Annotated in this window: 16 protein-coding genes; 11 read left to right on the top strand and 5 right to left on the bottom strand. The window is 69.9% G+C overall.

Annotated elements, in window-relative coordinates:
- Positions 1–16 precede the first annotated feature (16 nt).
- From ACFY5C_RS29470 to ACFY5C_RS29455, 4 genes are all read left to right on the top strand, one after another.
- Positions 17–1,738: a serine/threonine-protein kinase gene (locus ACFY5C_RS29470; protein ID WP_389449475.1), complete on the top strand. Its 1,722-nt coding sequence runs from the start codon at positions 17–19 to the stop codon at positions 1,736–1,738.
- 25 nt (positions 1,739–1,763) lie between these two features.
- The gene (locus ACFY5C_RS29465) at positions 1,764–2,495 is read left to right on the top strand and encodes a prepilin peptidase (RefSeq protein WP_389449472.1); all 732 of its coding nucleotides are present in this window, start codon (positions 1,764–1,766) and stop codon (positions 2,493–2,495) included.
- A gap of 92 nt (positions 2,496–2,587) precedes the next feature.
- Positions 2,588–3,787, top strand: coding sequence for a cyclic dehypoxanthinyl futalosine synthase (mqnC, locus tag ACFY5C_RS29460; RefSeq protein WP_389449469.1), 1,200 nt, complete (start codon positions 2,588–2,590; stop codon positions 3,785–3,787).
- A 17-nt stretch (positions 3,788–3,804) separates the two neighbouring features.
- On the top strand, positions 3,805–4,407 hold the full coding sequence (locus tag ACFY5C_RS29455) for a hypothetical protein (RefSeq protein ID WP_389449466.1): 603 nt from the start codon (positions 3,805–3,807) through the stop codon (positions 4,405–4,407).
- An 18-nt stretch (positions 4,408–4,425) separates the two neighbouring features.
- Here the strand turns inward: ACFY5C_RS29455 and ACFY5C_RS29450 are convergent, their stop codons facing one another.
- Complete coding sequence (locus tag ACFY5C_RS29450) at positions 4,426–5,475, bottom strand: chitinase (protein WP_389449463.1); 1,050 nt, start codon at positions 5,473–5,475, stop codon at positions 4,426–4,428.
- 132 nt (positions 5,476–5,607) lie between these two features.
- Between ACFY5C_RS29450 and ACFY5C_RS29445 the strand changes: the two genes are divergently transcribed.
- Genes ACFY5C_RS29445 through ACFY5C_RS29430 form a run of 4 tightly spaced genes read left to right on the top strand, consistent with a single transcriptional unit; the run spans position 5,608 to position 10,294 of the window.
- The gene (locus tag ACFY5C_RS29445) at positions 5,608–6,036 is read left to right on the top strand and encodes a hypothetical protein (RefSeq protein ID WP_389449461.1); all 429 of its coding nucleotides are present in this window, start codon (positions 5,608–5,610) and stop codon (positions 6,034–6,036) included.
- 19 nt (positions 6,037–6,055) lie between these two features.
- A complete protein-coding gene (locus tag ACFY5C_RS29440) occupies positions 6,056–8,428 on the top strand; it encodes a bifunctional polysaccharide deacetylase/glycosyltransferase family 2 protein (protein WP_389449459.1) in 2,373 nt (790 codons plus the stop codon).
- A gap of 1 nt (position 8,429) precedes the next feature.
- Positions 8,430–9,602, top strand: a complete 1,173-nt coding sequence (locus tag ACFY5C_RS29435) for an acyltransferase (protein WP_389449456.1) — start codon at positions 8,430–8,432, stop codon at positions 9,600–9,602.
- Complete coding sequence (locus ACFY5C_RS29430; RefSeq protein WP_328424800.1) at positions 9,599–10,294, top strand: demethylmenaquinone methyltransferase; 696 nt, start codon at positions 9,599–9,601, stop codon at positions 10,292–10,294. Before ACFY5C_RS29435 ends, ACFY5C_RS29430 begins: the two co-directional genes overlap by 4 nt.
- Here ACFY5C_RS29430 and ACFY5C_RS29425 read toward each other — a convergent pair.
- Together ACFY5C_RS29425 and ACFY5C_RS29420 are read right to left on the bottom strand one after the other, a co-directional pair.
- On the bottom strand, positions 10,281–10,592 hold the full coding sequence (locus ACFY5C_RS29425; protein WP_365063776.1) for a PASTA domain-containing protein: 312 nt from the start codon (positions 10,590–10,592) through the stop codon (positions 10,281–10,283). The two genes, ACFY5C_RS29430 and ACFY5C_RS29425, sit on opposite strands and share 14 nt — an antisense overlap.
- Before the next feature lie 154 nt (positions 10,593–10,746).
- Positions 10,747–11,253, bottom strand: a complete 507-nt coding sequence (locus tag ACFY5C_RS29420) for a GNAT family N-acetyltransferase (protein ID WP_389449454.1) — start codon at positions 11,251–11,253, stop codon at positions 10,747–10,749.
- Between the two features lie 98 nt (positions 11,254–11,351).
- Here ACFY5C_RS29420 and ACFY5C_RS29415 point away from each other — a divergent pair, with 98 nt between their 5' ends.
- Positions 11,352–12,659 carry a geranylgeranyl reductase family protein gene (locus ACFY5C_RS29415; RefSeq protein ID WP_389449451.1) on the top strand — a complete coding sequence of 436 codons (1,308 nt, stop codon included), beginning with the start codon at positions 11,352–11,354 and terminating at the stop codon, positions 12,657–12,659.
- 6 nt (positions 12,660–12,665) lie between these two features.
- Here ACFY5C_RS29415 and def read toward each other — a convergent pair whose 3' ends face one another.
- Complete coding sequence (gene def / locus ACFY5C_RS29410) at positions 12,666–13,295, bottom strand: peptide deformylase (RefSeq protein WP_389449448.1); 630 nt, start codon at positions 13,293–13,295, stop codon at positions 12,666–12,668.
- Positions 13,296–13,403: 108 nt separating this feature from the next.
- On the opposite strand from def, the gene ACFY5C_RS29405 reads away from it, so the two are divergent.
- Complete coding sequence (locus ACFY5C_RS29405) at positions 13,404–15,230, top strand: FAD-dependent oxidoreductase (protein ID WP_389449445.1); 1,827 nt, start codon at positions 13,404–13,406, stop codon at positions 15,228–15,230.
- Between the two features lie 88 nt (positions 15,231–15,318).
- On the opposite strand, the gene ACFY5C_RS29400 is transcribed toward ACFY5C_RS29405, so the two are convergent.
- On the bottom strand, positions 15,319–16,146 hold the full coding sequence (locus tag ACFY5C_RS29400; protein ID WP_389449442.1) for a C40 family peptidase: 828 nt from the start codon (positions 16,144–16,146) through the stop codon (positions 15,319–15,321).
- A 713-nt stretch (positions 16,147–16,859) separates the two neighbouring features.
- On the opposite strand from ACFY5C_RS29400, the gene ACFY5C_RS29395 reads away from it, so the two are divergent.
- Positions 16,860–17,219, top strand: a complete 360-nt coding sequence (locus ACFY5C_RS29395; protein WP_030950624.1) for an NADH-quinone oxidoreductase subunit A — start codon at positions 16,860–16,862, stop codon at positions 17,217–17,219.
- The last annotated feature ends 14 nt before the right edge of the window (positions 17,220–17,233 follow it).

Genomic DNA, 17,233 nt, shown 5'->3' with positions numbered 1-17,233 from the left:
GGAGGGGTGGACGCCGATGCAGCCGCTCGGAGTTGACGAGCCCACGGTCGTCGGACCGTACCGGCTGCTCGGCCGGCTCGGCTCCGGCGGCATGGGGCGGGTGTATCTCGGCCGCAGCGCGGGCGGCCGTACGGTCGCCGTCAAGATCGTGCATCCGCACTTCGCGCTGGACGAGGAGTTCCGCGCCCGCTTCCGCCGGGAAGTGGACGCGGCGCGTCGGGTGGGCGGTGCGTGGACGGCGCCCGTGCTGGACGCGGATCCGCAGGCGGCGGTGCCCTGGGTGGCCACGGCCTATGCGGCGGGTCCGTCGCTGTCGGCCGCGGTCGCGGACTCGGGCGCGCTGCCCGCGCATTCGGTACGAGCGCTGGGCGCAGGGCTGGCCGAGGCGCTGGCGGCCGTACACGAACTGGGGCTGGTGCACCGGGACGTGAAGCCGTCGAACGTCCTGCTGACACTGGACGGCCCCCTGCTGATCGACTTCGGCATCGCGAGGGCCATGGACGGCACGGCGTCCCTGACGTCCACCGGCGTATCGATCGGCTCCCCCGGATACATGTCCCCCGAACAGATCGTGGGCAACGGCGCCACAGGGGCGGCGGACGTCTTCTCGCTGGGCGCGGTGCTGGCGTACGCGGCGACCGGGGCGCCCCCCTTCTCCGGGGACTCGTCGGCGGCGCTGCTCTACAAGGTCGTGCACGAGGAGCCCGAACTCGGCCCGCTGGACGGCGAGGTGCGGGAGCTGGTGGAGGCCTGCCTGGCCAAGGAACCGGGTGCCCGGCCCACGCCGGGTGAGGTGGCCCGGCGACTGGCGCCGGACGGGGCGGCCCGGCTGGTGACGGGCGGGTGGCTGCCGGGCGGGCTGGTCGAGCAGGTCAGCCGGAGTGCCGTGCGGCTGCTGAATCTGGAGCCGGGGGAGATCGGCGCGCCGGGGGAGACCCGCGCGCCGGGAGAGATCGGCGCGCCGGGAGGTGATGTCCCGTCGGGGCCAGTGGGATTCAGCCGGCGGGCGACGGTGGGGGAGTTCGGGCCGCCGCCGGTCATGCCCGGGCTGGGGGGCGCGGGCGCGTCCATGCCGTCCGCTTCCGCCTCCGTCCCCGAACCCCGCGATGCCCCGCCGCAGGACGCGACGCCCGCGTCCGACAGCCGCCCGGGCAAGCTCTCCCTCTCCGTCGCGGCTGCCTCGGCGCCGGGGGAGGGTGGTCGCGGCCGGAGGCTGAGCTGCACCGTCGCGCTCGCGGTGGCAGGGGCGTTGGCCGCGGTGACAGTGGGGTCCGTGGTCGTGTTCGACCTGCTGCCGGGCGGGGAGCGGGACCACAACGCGGGTTCGGACGCCGCCTCGTCCGCATCGCCGGGCAAGAGCACCCCCACCCGGGGCGAGGGCTCCGTGCCCGAACGCTATCTCGGCACCTGGGAGGGCCAGGCCACCGCCCTCGACGGCGCCCTGCCGTCGGGCACGTACCGGCTCACCGTGCACAAGGCCGACGTGGGCGAGGAGTTGGGCATACTCCGGCAGACGGACGTGCTCGGCCTCGTCTGCAACGACGTACTGACCCTGAAGAAGGTGACGGCGAAGGAGCTCGTCGTCACGTCCGTGGGCAGGAAGACCAACCACGGCGGCTGCAACCCGGCACCGCACACCGTCCGTATCTCACCTGCGGGCGACGACCTGGTGTTCCGCTCGGAGAGCGAAGCGGAGGGCAAGCCCGAGGCGCGGCTGTCGAAGGTCGAGCAGGGCTGAACACGTTGGGGCTGAACACGTGGGGGTGAGCACGCTCGTCCTGGTCGTCGCGGCCGCACTGTGGGGTGCCGCGGCGGGCACGCTGCTGCCCCGGCCCGCCCACCGGTTCTCCGTCACGGAGGAGCAGGGCTGGCGGGAGGGGTGTCCGGGCGGGCACCCGATCGGGGGGTGGTTCGGGTGGGCTCGGTGCCGGGAGTGCACCGACGCGCGGTCGTACGGGCCCAGTACACCCCTCATGGTCACCGTCACCGCCCTCGTCTGCGCCGCCCTCGCCGCCGCCACCGGCACCCGGCCCGAGCTGGGCGTCTGGCTGCTGCTGGCGCCCGTCGGCGTGCTGCTCACGGTCGTCGACCTGCGGGTGCGGCGGCTGCCCGACGTCCTGACCCTGCCGCTCGCGGGCGCCGCGCTGCTGCTGCTCGGTCTGGTCGCCCTCGTCCCCGAGCACGCCGGTGACTGGCCGACCGCCCTGTGGGCCGCCCTCGCGCTCGGCGCCGGCTACTTCGTGCTGTGGCTCATCAACCCCGGCGGCATGGGCTTCGGCGATGTGAAGCTCGCGCTCGGGGTGGGGGCCGCGCTGGGGTGGTACGGCTGGCCGACGGTCATGCTCGGCACCTTCGCCGGGTTCCTGTTCGGGGCTCTGTACGGCGGTGCGCTGGTCGTTCTGCGGCGGGCCGGCCGCAGGACGGCGATCCCGTTCGGGCCGTTCCTGCTCGGCGGGGCGCTCGTGGGCTTGCTGATCGGGGCGTACGCGGCCTGACGTCGGTCCCGTGAAGGGCCTGGCGTACGCTGGTTCGGTCCGTCCCCAACCGGACGGATCCGCCCACAACCCTTGACGAAAGGGACGCCCCGGTGACCGAGAAGGCCGACCTCCAGTCTGTGCTCGACCGTGCCGCAGCGGGCGGGCGGATCACCCCAGAGGAGGCGCTCGACCTCTACCGCGACGCCCCGCTGCACGCGCTGGGTGCCGCCGCCGACGCCGTACGCCGCCGCAGGTACGCGGGCACCGAGCACATCGCGACGTACATCATCGAGCGCAACATCAACTACACGAACGTGTGCGTCACGGCGTGCAAGTTCTGCGCCTTCTACGCCGCTCCCAAGGACACGGCCAAGGGCTGGACCCGCGACCTCGACGACATCCTGCGGCGCTGCGCCGAGACCGTCGAGCTCGGCGGTACGCAGATCATGTTCCAGGGCGGTCACCACCCGGACTACGGCGTGGAGTACTACGAGAAGCACTTCGCGGCCATCAAGAAGGAGTTCCCGCAGCTCGTCATCCACAGCCTGGGGGCGAGCGAGGTCGAGCACATGGCCCGGATCTCCAAGGTGAGCATCGAAGAGGCCATCACCCGCATCCACGAGGCCGGCCTCGACTCCTTCGCCGGTGCCGGTGCCGAGCTGCTGCCCGCCCGGCCGCGCAAGGCCATCGCCCCGCTGAAGGAGAGCGGTGAGCGCTGGCTGGAGATCATGGAGGCCGCGCACCGGCTGGGCGTCGAGTCCACGTCGACCATGCTGATGGGCACGGGCGAGACGAACGCCGAGCGCATCGAGCACCTGCGGATGATCCGTGACGTGCAGGACCGTACGGGCGGCTTCCGGGCCTTCATCCCGTACACCTACCAGCCGGAGAACAACCACCTGAAGGGCCGCACGCAGGCCACGATCTTCGAGTATCTGCGGATGATCGCCATCGGGCGGCTGTTCATGGACAACATCGCCCACATCCAGGGCTCCTGGCTGACCACCGGCAAGGAGATCGGTCAGCTGTCGCTGCACTACGGCGCCGACGACCTCGGCTCGATCATGCTGGAGGAGAACGTCGTCTCCTCCGCCGGTGCCAAGCACCGCTCCAACCGGATGGAGATCATCGACCTGATCCGCAAGGCGGGACGGGTTCCGGCCCAGCGGGCGACCACGTACGAGCACCTCGTCGTGCACGACGACCCGGCGAACGACCCCGTCGACGAGCGGGTGGCCTCGCACATCTCGTCCACGGCGATCGCGGGCGGCACCGCGCATCCCGAGCTGAAGATCCTCGCGTCCAACTAGGCCTGGCCGGGGCTCTCGTGCTGACGATCCACGCCGACTCCAGAGGCCATGCACTCGTCGTCAAGGGCGAGTTGATCGCTGACGCCGGGCAGCTGGCGGACCTGACCGCCGCCCATCCGCGGGCGCGGGTGCGACAGTGGCCGGGCATCCTGACGCCCGGACTGATCAATCTGCACGGCAATGAACTGCTGGAACAGGCGTACCACCCCGATCCGCGCGAGGCGGACCTGCTGGGCACCGCACCGCTGACCGGGACGGCGCTCGCGGCGCTGGACATGGACGACGCCCGCTGGGGTGCGAGCGCCCGGCGTGGCCTGCAGCGCATGCTGGCCCACGGCACGGTCCGGGTGGCCTGCGAGGAACTGCGCAACCCGGCGGTGCGGGACGCCCTGCACCGCTCCCGCCTGGCCATGGGCCGGCTCGGGCGCCCCGGTGGCACCCCGGCGCTCGACCCCTACGCCTCCGGGCTGCCGGTGGAGTTCGCGGAAACGAGGGAGCAGCACTCCGCCGCCCGGTTCGCCTTCTTCGACGTGCGGGACGAGGCCGAGCTCGCGGCGCGCGGCGCGGGCACGTGTGTGGCCACGGTCGTGGACGGGCGGCTGGTGTACCGGCGGCGGTAGCTCCCCCCCCGTACCGGATCAGCCCGTGAACGCCTTTGCGAACGCCCCGTCCTCCTGGTCGACCCCGCTGCAGTTCGTCAGCGGGTCGTCGGAGGAGGATCCGTCGGCACACTGCCGGTCCCGGAACGTCGCCCACATCGACACCCACCCGATCCCCTTCTCCTCGGCGAAGTCCCGCACCTGCGCCGCGTCGTCGAGCGTGAACGTCTCGTTGTCGACGTCGTTGACGCCGAGCATCGAGGTGAGTGCCATGGCCCGCCAGGCGGTCGCGTCGGACGTGCCGAAGAGCTCCTTTAGTTGCGTGTGGGCGGCTTTGGCGGAGGTGAGGGCGTAGTCGCCCATGTCGCCGGTGTACGACTCGCCGTAGTTCATCGTCATGAGGTTGACCGTGGAGACCTGTACGTCGTGCTGGTTGGCGGACTCCAGCAGCGCCACACCGTCGTCGTCGAGGCCGGACGGCATCACCGGCAGCGTGAAGGAGACGCGGAGGTCGCCGCGCTCCTGCTGCAGCAGTGCGATCGCCTGCGAACGCAGGTCCACCGAGTCGGAGTCGGTCAGCTCGTCGCCCTCGATGTCGAAGTCGGCCTGGGTGGAACCCGCCGCGTCCAGCGCCTTCCCGTACGCCGCCGCCAGGTCGGAGGCGTTGTCGCAACTCGCCGCCATTTCCTTGCCGGAGGCGCCGCCGAAGGAGACCCGGACGGTGGCGCCGCCCTGTTTGAGTTTCGCGATACGGGCCTTGACGGCCGAGTCGGAAATGGCGGTGGTGCCGTTCCATTTCGGGGTGCAGTTGCTGCCGTCCGAGATGACGAAAGCCAGGTTGTACGTCGCCGGGGAGCCGGCGGAGTCACCTTCGGAGGCTTCGGTGGCGCTGACGTAGGGGGCGTACGACGTGCTCGCGGCGGCCGTCCCGGTGGCCGACGGGGAGGCCGTTGCCGAGGACGAGGGGCTGGGCCGCTGGGGGTTCGGCGGAGCCGCGTCCGCCGCGCCGCCGGAGCCCGCGGAGCACCCCGTGGTCAGCGCGAGCAGGCAGGTGAGTCCGGCCGCCGATTTCCCTGAGTACGTTTGCATGCCGGAAATCTCTCATCCCTGAGGGGCCGTTGCCGAAAACTCTCAGGGAACGTACAGGTCAAGGTGTTTCTCATATGTGCCTCACATGGAGAGCGAGTTTGTGGCACATAAAGCCTCCGTAATCTCCGGGGAATGCATTCCGAGCCTGCCATCGAAAACCGCGCGGACGTCCCCCGGCGCAGTGACGCCCGCGGTCGCCGCCGCAAACGCGGCAACGGGTCCGCCGAAGGGCCCGTGTTCGTTGACAACTCCGGACGCCGCTCCAAGCTGCTGCGTCGCCTCGGCCTCCTGGTCGGCGTCGGCTGCCTCGGGTACGCGGTCGTCCTGGGCATGGCCTTCATGGACGTCGGCACCTCACTCACGCCGTCCCAACTGCTGCCCTTCGGGGGCGGCGGCCCTGCCGGTGCCCCGAACTCCGGTCCCGGCGGCGGCGCCCAGCCGCAGGGCGGCACCGGCACCCCGCCCGTGAAGCCCACCGGTGCCCCGCCGACAGGCACCGCGACCGGCGAGCCGCCCAGCGCCGCCCCGACCGTGTCCGCCTCCCCGGCCGCCGCCGACTGACCGGAACGCACCCGCACCCATGACCACGACGACTCCCTCACGCGGCCGCCGCCGCGCCCCCACACGGATCCAGCGGGCGGCGGGCAGGGCCGCGGCGCTGCAGAAACCGCGCGTCATCCTCGCCGGACTGCTCCTGCTCGCGCTGACCAGCGTCATGCTGCTGGACGGCTATCTGCGCGCCGAGGTCGGCGGCGACCAGCGCGTGCGTACCGGGGCCAGCTCCAGCAAGGTCCCCGACAAGGTCCTCGACGGCGGGCCGATCCTCACCTTCCGGGGCGGTCAGGCCACCACCGTCTCCGTCCCGGACAAGACGATCGCGCTCACCTTCGACGACGGTCCGAACCCCACCTGGACGCCCCAGATCCTGGCGATCCTGAAGAAGTACGACGTCCCCGCCACGTTCTTCCTGGTCGGCTCGATGGTCTCGCGTTACCCGGGGATCGTCGCGGACATGGTCGAGCAGGGCAACGAGGTGGGCATCCACACCTTCACCCACGTCGACCTCTCCTACCAGAGCGACGCCCGCGTCAACCGCGAGATGCAGCAGACCCAACTGGCCCTCGCGGGCGCGGCCGGCATCACGACGACACTGTTCCGGGCGCCGTACTCCTCGGAGACGGACGCCATCGACAACTACAGCTGGCCCGTCTACAAGAAGCTCGGCGAGCAGGGTTACACCAGCGTCTTCGTCGACACCGACAGCGACGACTGGAAGCGGCCCGGCGTCTCGAAGATCATCAAGTGGGCGACGCCGGACGACGGCGAGGGCGCGTCCGTCCTCTTCCACGACGCGGGCGGCGAGCGGTCACAGACGATCAAGGCGCTGCCGACGTACATCGAGAAGATGACGGCGAAGGGCTACACCTTCACGACGATCAGCGGCGCGATCCAGGAGGAGGAGTCGGCGGGCGGTCAGCAGGCGGCCGGTGCGGCGGGGTCCGGCTCCGCGGACTCCGGCCGGCAGGCCGGTGGCGCCGAGACGAGCGGTGAGCAGGCGGGTGGCGCTCAGACCGGCGGGCAGCAGCCCGCTGGTCAGGCGGCGCAGCAGGGGCCGAACGAGCAGGCCGGTGCGGGGGCTTCGCGCCTCCAGGCCGCCCACCGTGAGGCCACCGGCGCGACGCTGTACGAGGGCAGGGCCCTGATCGGGGCCGTGGCCGTCGCCGAATGGACGGTGCCTGTGCTGTCGGTCGGCCTCCTCGTCGTCGGCGTCGCCGTCATGGGCCGGTTCGGCATGATGCTGATCCTCGCCCGCCGCCACTACCGGCAGCGCAACAAACGCCGGTTCAGCTGGGGGCCCGCTGTCCATCAGCCGGTGAGCGTGATCGTCCCGGCGTACAACGAGAAGGAGTGCATCGCCAACACCCTCGAGTCGCTGGCGAAGAGCACCCACCCGATCGAGATCATCGTGGTCGACGACGGCTCGACGGACGGCACCTCGGAGATCGCCCGGAACGCGGCCCTCGAACTCGGCATGACCAACGTCCGCGTCATCCGCCAGGAGAACGCGGGCAAGCCGGCAGCGCTGAACAACGGTGTGCGCAGCGCCAGTTACGACATCGTCGTGATGATGGACGGCGACACGGTCTTCGAGCCGGACACCGTACGGCAGCTGGTGCAGCCCTTCGCCGACCCCGAGGTCGGCGCGGTCGCCGGCAACGCCAAGGTCGGCAACCGCAACACCGTCATCGGCGCCTGGCAGCACATCGAGTACGTGATGGGCTTCAACCTGGACCGCCGTATGTACGACCTGCTGCGCTGCATGCCCACCATCCCCGGCGCGATCGGCGCGTTCCGGCGGGAGGCGGTCCTCGAGGTCGGCGGCATGAGCGAGGACACCCTCGCCGAGGACACGGACATCACCATCGCCATGCACCGCGCGGGCTGGCGGGTCGTCTACCAGGAGCACGCGCGGGCGTGGACGGAGGCGCCGGGCTCCCTGAAGCAGCTGTGGTCGCAGCGCTACCGCTGGTCCTACGGCACCATGCAGGCGCTGTGGAAGCACCGCAGGTCCCTGACGGACAAGGGGCCTTCGGGCCGCTTCGGCCGGGTCGGCATGCCTCTCGTCGTCATCTTCCAGATCGTCACGCCGGTCTTCGCGCCGCTCATCGACGTCTTCACCGTCTACTCGATGATCTTCGTCGACTTCAAGGCGGCCCTGCTGGCCTGGCTGGCGGTGCTCGCCGTGCAGCTGGTCTGCGCCGCGTACGCCTTCCGCCTGGACCGCGAGCAGTACCGCTACCTGCTGATGATGCCCCTCCAGCAACTCGCCTACCGGCAGATGATGTACCTGGTCCTCATCCACTCCTGCATCACCGCCATGACGGGTGGCCGCCTGCGCTGGCAGAAACTGAAGCGCACCGGCGAGGTCGGAACGCCGGCGGGGGTGAGCTGAGGTGGGGGCGCACAGGAGAGGCGCACTCGCCGCGCCGGTCGCCCCGGCAACGGACTCCGGGGATCCCAGCCTCAATCCACGGCCTGAGCGCCCCGCCAGGGACCGTTACTTCGACACCCTCCGAGCCGTCGCCCTCATCCGCGTCGTCACCTACCACACCTTCGGCTGGGCCTGGGCGGGCATGGTCTTCCCCTCGATGGGAGTCATGTTCGCCCTGGCCGGCACCTTGATGGCGAAGTCCTTGGAGCGCCCGGCGCTCAAGGTGGTCCGCAGCCGGATGCGGCGGCTCCTGCCGCCCTTCTGGTTCTGGGGCGTCTTCGTGGTCGTGGCGATGCTGATCCACAACTGGATGCCGGGCTGGCAGATCGTCTACTGGATCGTCCCGCTCGGCGACCCGCCGGGCAACGCGTGGGCCGAGCAGGCCTGGGAGATCCTCTGGTACCTGCGCACGTACCTCTGGCTCGTCCTGCTCTCGCCGCTCCTGCTGCGCGTCTTCCGCCTGGCCCCGGTGGTCGTCCTGCTCCTGTCCCTGGCGCCGATCCTCGTCGTCCACTTCCTGTGGGAGCCCCCGGACAACCGCTTCGGCAGCGCGCTCACCGACCTGGCCACGTTCCTCTTCTGCTGGCTCCTCGGCTTCGCCCACCGCGACGGCGTCCTGCGCCGCCTCAAGCCCTTCGCGGTCGCCGTCCTGTCGCTCGCGGCGATCGCGTACGGCGGCTGGTACGCCTTCACGCACCAGGCCGAGACGGGCTCGTACGACCTCGACGACATCCCCCTCGCCCAGGCGTTGTGGTCGGCGGGCTATGTGACGCTGCTGATGTACGCGAAGGAGTACTTCCGCATCGACTTCGCCTGGCTGACCCGCGTCCGCCCCCTCGACCGCCTCGTCACGGTCTTCAACGCCCGCGCCGTGACGATCTACCTCTGGCACGAGATCGCCCTGATCCTCGCCGTCCCGCTGATCGACCAGTTCTGGAACGTGCCCGCGTTCGAGAAGTACCTGCCGCTGGAGAGCCAGTGGTTCATGTTCGGCATCGGCTGGATCCTGATCGCGGTGTTCGTGCTGCTGTGCGGCTGGGTGGAGGACGTGGCCGGGAAGAAGAAGCCGAAGCTGCTCCCTGAGGCAGTACTGCCACGGAGTGCGTGCGGCCGTACTGCCACAATGGGCCCGTGACCCGCGCATCCCTGGACAAGCAGCCGCACGAAGTCGCTTCGATGTTCGACAACGTGGCGGAACGGTACGACCTGACCAACGACGTGCTGTCGCTCGGCCAGGACCGCAGATGGCGCAAGGAGGTCGCCAGGGCCGTCGACGCCCGCCCGGCGCAGAAGATCCTGGACCTGGCCGCCGGTACGGCCACCTCCTCGCTGCCGTTCGCGCAGACCGGCGCGTACGTCGTCCCCTGCGACTTCTCCCTCGGGATGCTGCAGGTCGGCAAGCGCAAGCACACCTGGCTGCCGTTCACGGCGGGCGACGCGACGAAGCTGCCGTTCAAGGACGACACCTTCGACGCCGTGACGATCTCCTTCGGGCTGCGCAACGTCCAGGACTTCGACACCGCCCTGCGCGAGATGTACCGGGTGACGCGGCCCGGCGGCCGGGTGGTGATCTGCGAGTTCTCACACCCGACCTGGGCGCCCCTGCGCACCGTCTACACCGAGTACCTGATGCGCGCCCTGCCCCCGGTGGCGCGCGCGGTGTCCTCGAACCCCGACGCCTACGTCTATCTCGCCGAGTCCATCCGCGCCTGGCCCGACCAGCCCGCCCTCGCCGAGCGGCTGCGCAAGGCCGGCTGGTCGAAGGTCGCCTGGCGGAATCTGACGGGCGGGATCGTGACCCTGCACCGGGGCTTCAAGCAGAGCTGACGACGGGGTACGGATCCCCGGGCTCGTCGAGCTCGCGCTGGAGTCCGCCACCGGGCGGCCGTGGGATGCGTGGCTCGCGTACGCCTCCGCCGCCCTCCCCCTCGCCGAAGTCGAACCAGACGTAGACCATCGACTCCCGCGGCACCTCGGCACCGGGCTGGGGGTACTGGCGTACGACGTAGTCGACGACGACCAGGTGGAAGTCCGGCCGGTCCGGTGCGTTGAGGAGAAGGCCGTGCGACTTGGCTTCCTCGCGCGCGTCCATGGCCATCAGTCCGACGAGTTTCGGTACTCGCACCTCGGGCGTTTTGGGTGTTATGCGCACAGATGTCACCCCCAGCGGTACTGGAAGGGTAACCGCCGGGGGTACCGTCCGGAAGCGTCAAGTACCTTTCTGTAACAGTCCGTTACTCACGGTTATGAAACCGGAGTCCATCCATGCAGTTCCGGTGTCACAGATCGAGCCGGTAGCAGTGCCCCTTGTGCCGTGCGTCCGGCGTGGCGAACACCTCGGCCAGCCGCATCCCCAGCCGCCGCGTCACCGCGATCGACCGCTCGTTGCGGGCGTCGACCATCGCCACCACGCCCGGCACCCCGGCCGCCCGCACCCGGTCCAGCGTCAGCTGCGCGGCCGCGCTGACGTACCCCTTGCCCCAGTGCTCCCGGCCGAGCCGCCAGCCGATCTCGATCTCGCCCTTGGGGCCCCACTCCTTCTCCCACGGCTGGGCGCCCGTGAAGCCGATGACCTGCCCGTTCGAGTCGAGGACGGTCCACAGGCAGTACCCGCGCTCGGCGTCGTGCCGGCGCTGGCGGGCGGTGAGCTCCTCGTAGACGGACAGCTCCGCGGCCCTTCCGCCGTGGAACTCCATGACATCCGGGTGGGCGAAGATCCGGTGCCAGGCGACGGCGTCCTCGTCGGTGGGGACACGGAGCTGTACGACAGGGAGAGCTCGGTTCACGGAGGCAGCCCTTCAGCCGGGTGATCAATGCTGCTGAATAGACTGCCCATGTCCAGTGCCGGTCGGCACACAGATTTCGAACTTGGGGAGATCCCGCCGTGACCGTCGTGCCCGAGCCCCACTCCTCGCCCCTCTCCGAGAACACCGCCGATGTGATCGTCGTGGGCGCGGGGCCGGCCGGCTCTGCGACGGCGTACCACCTGGCCAGGTCCGGTCTCGATGTCCTGCTGCTGGAGAAGACCGAGTTCCCCAGGGAGAAGGTCTGCGGTGACGGCCTGACCCCGCGCGCGACCAAACAGCTCGTGGCCATGGGCATCGACATCTCCGAGGAAGCGGGCTGGCTGCGCAACAAGGGCCTGCGGATCATCGGCGGCGGCGTGCGCCTCCAGCTGGACTGGCCCGATCTCGCCTCCTTCCCCGACTACGGCCTCGTCCGCAAGCGCGACGACTTCGACGAGCAACTCGCCCGCCAGGCCCAGAAGGCAGGCGCCCGCCTCTACGAGCGCTGCAACGTCGGTGCCCCGATCATCGACGACCGCACCGGCCGGATCACCGGCGTCCACGCCAAACTCGGCGAGGAGAAGCGCGAGGTCACCTTCCACGCGCCGCTGGTCGTCGCCGCCGACGGCAACTCCACGCGCCTGTCGCTGGCGATGGGCCTGCACCGCCGCGAGGACCGCCCGATGGGCGTGGCCGTACGGACGTACTTCGAAAGCCCCCGCCACGAGGACGACTACCTGGAGTCCTGGCTGGAACTGTGGGACCGCCGCGGCCCCGGCGAGGACCGTCTCCTGCCCGGCTACGGCTGGATCTTCGGCATGGGCGACGGCACGTCGAACGTCGGCCTGGGCGTGCTCAACACCTCGGACTCCTTCAAGGAACTGGACTGGCGCGAGGTCCTGAAGGCCTGGTGCGCCTCCATGCCGGAGGACTGGGGCTACACCCCGGACAACATGACCGGCCCCATCCGCGGCGCCGCCCTCCCGATGGCCTTCAACCGCCAACCGCACTACACCAAGGGCCTGCTCCTGGTCGGCGACGCCGGCGGCCTGGTGAACCCGTTCAACGGCGAGGGCATCGCCTACGCCATGGAGTCCGGCCAGATCGCCGCCGACGTCATCGTCCAGGCCCACGCCCGCTCGACTCCCGCGGGGCGTGAAATGGCCCTCCAGCGCTACCCGCGTGTCCTGAAGGACACCTATGGCGGCTACTACACGCTGGGCCGAGCCTTCGTGAAGCTCATCGGCAACCCGAAGGTCATGAAGATCGCGGCCCAGCGCGGCCTGACACACCCCATGCTGATGAAGTTCACGCTGAAGCTGCTCGCGAACCTCACGGACCCGACCGGCGGCGACGCCATGGACCGCATCATCAACGGCCTCAGCAAGGTGGCACCGAAGGCCTGAGGGCGGCTAGGCCCTGCTGAGGGCCTCGATGTTGGCGGCCCGGCGCGCGAACACCTCGTCCCGCCGGTCCGCCACCTGCCGCAGTGCCTCCTTCCGCTCCCGCTCGGAGAGCCGGTCCACATAGACCTGCCCGTTGCAGTGATCGGTCTCGTGCGCGAGGCAACGCGCGAAGTACCCCGTGCCCTCGATCACGACCGGCTCGCCGTCCCTGTCCAGGCCACGCACCACGGCCCGGTCCGGACGCGGTACGTCCATCACCGCGCCGGGCACGGACAGGCACCCCTCACTGTCGTCGAGGAGCCTCCTGTGCGCCGCGTCGAGCGGTTCCAGCACCGGGTTGACGATGTGCCCGACGTGCCGGACCCCGTCGTCGTCCGGGCAGTCGTACACGAACAGCCGCAGATCGACACCGACTTGGTTCGCGGCGAGCCCCGCTCCGTCGGCGATGTACATCGTCAGGAACATGTCGTCGATGAGCGCGGCGAGATCGGGCCCGAACTCGGTCACGTCCCGGCACGGCTTGTGCAACACCTCGTCACCCATCTCGGTGATCCTGCGCACCGCCCCACGCCGGGCCTCGGGCGCGAGCGGCGGATACGAGTCGACGGGCCTGCCTTGCACAAAAACGCTGGGCATCGCATTTATCCCCTTCTGTCCTTCTGCTGTTGCGGGTTGTGAGAATGCTGTGGTCGGCCGGGAATCAGGCTTCCGACCTCCGCGGACCCTCCCTACCCTCCAAGCTTCATGACAACAGAACACACGCAGGAGCCCCAGGAGCAGACAGGTCACACGCGATCCGGCCACACCCGCAGACGCTTTCTGGCCGGTGCCGGCGGAGTGGCCGGCGCCCTCGCCTTATGGCCCGCGGGAACCGCGAAGGCTGCTTCCGGCAGGCGCGTCGCCGTCCTGGGCGGCGGAGTCTCCGGCCTGAGCGCCGCCCACGAACTCGCCGAACGCGGCTACGCCGTCACCGTCTACGAGTACTACGACGCCCTCGGCGGCAAGGCCCGCTCGATGCCCGTCCCCGGTACGGCGACCGGCGGCCGCGCGGACCTCCCCGCCGAGCACGGCTTCCGCTTCTTTCCCGGTTTCTACCGGAACCTGCCGGACACCATGCGCCGCATCCCCGTCCCCGGCAACGCGCACGGCGTCCACGACAACCTCGTCAGCGGCACCGAAGCCCTGTTCGCCCGCGCCGACGGCCGCCCCGATCTGCACTTCCCGCTCCGCGGCGTCACCACCCCGCCCCGCCCCGGCGACCTCACCCTCAGCTGGATCCGCGACCAGCTCCTGTCGGTCCTGGACCTCGGCACCCGCCTCCCCGCCCACGAGGTGGCCTACTTCGCCGACCGCCTCCTGGTCCACCTCACCAGCTGCGACGCCCGCCGTGAGGAGGTCTGGGAAAAGGTCGCGTGGTGGGACTTCATCCGCGCCGAGGAGATGAGCGAGGAGTACCGGACGCTTCTCGGCATCGGCCAGACCCGCAACCTCGTCGCCACGCGCGCGGAAGTGGCGTCCACCCGAACCGTCGGCCGCGTCATCATCGAGGCCCTGCTCCTGTGGGGCCTGCTCGGCCGCGGCATGGACGGCGACGCCGACATCGACCGCGTCCTCAACGCACCCACCAGCGAGGCCTGGATCGACCCGTGGGAGGCCCACCTGCGCTCCCTGGGCGTCGACTTCGCCCTCGGCACCCAGGTGCGCGAGGTCCACTACGACGGCGGCCGGGTGACCGGCGTCCGCGTCTCGGCCCGCGAGGGCGGCGACGAACGCACCGTCACCGCCGACCACTACATCTCCGCCCTGCCCGTCGAGCACGCCCGCGGGACGTGGGGCCCGGCCCTGCGCGCGGCCGACCCCCAGCTCGCCCGGTGCGACGCGCTGCAGACGGACTGGATGACCGGCGTGATGTTCTACCTGCGCACGCCCACCCCCGTCGTGCACGGCCACATCAACTGTCTCGACTCACCGTGGGCGGTCACCGGCGTCGGCCAGGCGCAGTTCTGGGCCGGCCGGGACTTCTCCCGCGACTACGGCGACGGGCGCGCCCACGACTGCCTCTCCGCGATCATCTCGGAGTGGGACAAGCCGGGCATCCTGTACGGCAAGACGGCCAAGGAGTGCACCAAGGAGGAGGTTGTCGCCGAGCTCTGGGCTCAGCTCAAGGACGGCCTCAACGACGCCGGTAAGACCACGCTCCGGGACGAGGACCGCCTCGGCTGGTTCATGGACCCGGCGGTGACGGGCCTGGGCGGCCCGAACCCGCAGAACCGCGAACAGCTCCTCATCCACCCCACGGGAACCCTCTACAACCGCCCCACGGCCCGCACGAAGGTCCCGAACTTCTTCCTCGCGGGCGACTACGTCCGTACCGACGTGGACCTGGCGTCGATGGAGGGCGCCAACGAATCGGCCCGCCTGGCCGTCAACGCCCTGCTGAAAGCGGACGATTCGGACGCCGAACGCTGCCGGACCTGGGAGCTGTACCGGCCTCCGGAGCTGGAGCCGCTGAAGCGGGTCGACGAAGTGCGCTACAAGCTGGGCCTGCCCAACACCTTCGACCTCGGATGAGGCGTAAGGGCCGCTGCCCCCGAGCGGCTGCGGCCCTTACGTTGACCTCCGCGAGCCGGATGCGACTCGGAGGCGCCTCAGTAGCGACTCAGAGGACGCGCACCGCACCCGACGCCGGGTACCCGGACAGGTCCTGGATGACGACGCCCTTGGACGGGTTGGCCGCGTCCAGGTACTGGCCGTCTCCGATGTAGACGCCCACGTGGTACGCGGACCCCTTGCCGCCCCAGTACAGGATGTCCCCGACCTGAAGGTTGGACAGCGACACGTCGGTGCCGACCATCGACTGGTCCTGCGACACCCGCGGCAGGTCGACGCCGACCTGCTTGAACGCGGCCTGGACCAGGCTGGAGCAGTCCCACGCGCTGGGGCCGGAGGCGCCCATGACGTACGCGTCTCCCAGCTGGGCCTTGAGGAAGGAGATGACCGTCCCGACGCTGCCACCGGCGGGAACGGACACGTCCGTGCTCGTGGAAGCGGACAGGGTGGTCCGCTCGGCGCTGCGCGAGGCGGCGGCCTCGGCGGCGGCCCGGCGGGCCTCCTCGGCCTTCTTCTTCGCCTCGGCCTTCTTCTTGGCCTCCGCGAGGTCCTTCTTGGCTTCCTTGGCCGCCGCAGCGGCGGCCGCGTCACGCTCGGCGTCGAGCTCGTAGTTCGCCGCCGCCAGCTGGGTGGCGTCCGCGGACTGGGCGAGCTGGTTCGCCAGGTCGCCCGTGAGGGCGGGCAGTTCGATGGTCTGCGTCACCGGCTCGGCGGCGTTCGCCGTAGCCGCAGCGCCTGCCGCTGCCATGCTGAGGACGCCACCGGTAACTCCGGCGCGCATCGCGATGGTCGTCGTCGCGCTGCGGCGGGGCTTCCGGTGGCTGCGTATGTGAGCGGTGTGGGACATGAGAACAACCGGTATCAGGGGCTCCTCCATACCTACAAGAAACGTGTGCTGCGCCACAGTTACTCAATGGCGGCCCCAAATTCCCTGCGCGACGCCCTTTATTGACGCCGTAACGGACATTGCGGACGCGTATCACTCGCCCCGTGATCACGGTCTTTCATCATTAAGTCCGAATTGCCCACCGCTTACCACTTGTTGAGACCGGTGGCCAAGCCCGGTTCTCAGGGCTCTCTCATGATGTGGTGGAGGTCACGCAACGGTCACGGCCTCGTGCGCGTCCTGTGCCCGGATCGCGCCCGCTGACGCTCGTGAACGCGTGCACGCGTCCACACCTCCCTCCGCGACTCCCTCTGACGTGTGAACGCGCTCCTCTATCAAGGCATGCCGTCCATCACCAATTTGCATGCAAGAGAAGTCTCTTGATATTGAGACGACCCCTCCGAGCTGCGGCGACGAGCGAAAATGTCACCTCTGGTGATCACTCGGACGCTTCTCGTGTGAAGATCACCGCTCATCCGGCTTCATGATCCTTCGTCAGGTGGTGGAGATCACAAAGCTTGTGCAATACCCCGTGTCGCAGATCACAGAGCGGCAGGCATAAGATGCGAGGCAGTTGGGCTTGTGACCTGCTTCACATGTTCTCGATCTTCGCCGGGACGAGCGTGGCTCGTGGGACCGGTGAGGCGGATGTGAGCCCAGTGCAACCGCCAGCAGTCAGTGCCGACTGAGAGGAGCGAGGAGCGGTGAACGCGTATGCGCCCATCCTCGTACTGGGAGCCCTCGGGGCAGGCTTTGCGATCTTCTCCGTGGTCATGGCCACGCTGATCGGTCCGAAGCGGTACAACCGGGCCAAGCTCGAAGCCTACGAGTGCGGCATCGAGCCGACCCCCACGCCGGCCGGCGGCGGGCGCTTCCCGATCAAGTACTACCTGACGGCGATGCTCTTCATCATCTTCGATATCGAGATCGTCTTCCTCTACCCCTGGGCCGTCACCTTCGACTCCCTGGGGATTTTCGGGCTCGTGGAGATGCTGCTCTTCGTGCTCACCGTCTTCGTCGCGTACGCGTACGTATGGCGGCGCGGCGGCCTGGAATGGGACTGAGGGGCCTTTAAAGA

It is taken from the genome of Streptomyces sp. NPDC012935 (assembly GCF_042900345.1).
Classification (GTDB): domain Bacteria; phylum Actinomycetota; class Actinomycetes; order Streptomycetales; family Streptomycetaceae; genus Streptomyces.
Note: the sequence above shows the minus strand (reverse complement) of the source record. Positions and strands in the feature narration are given on the sequence as shown.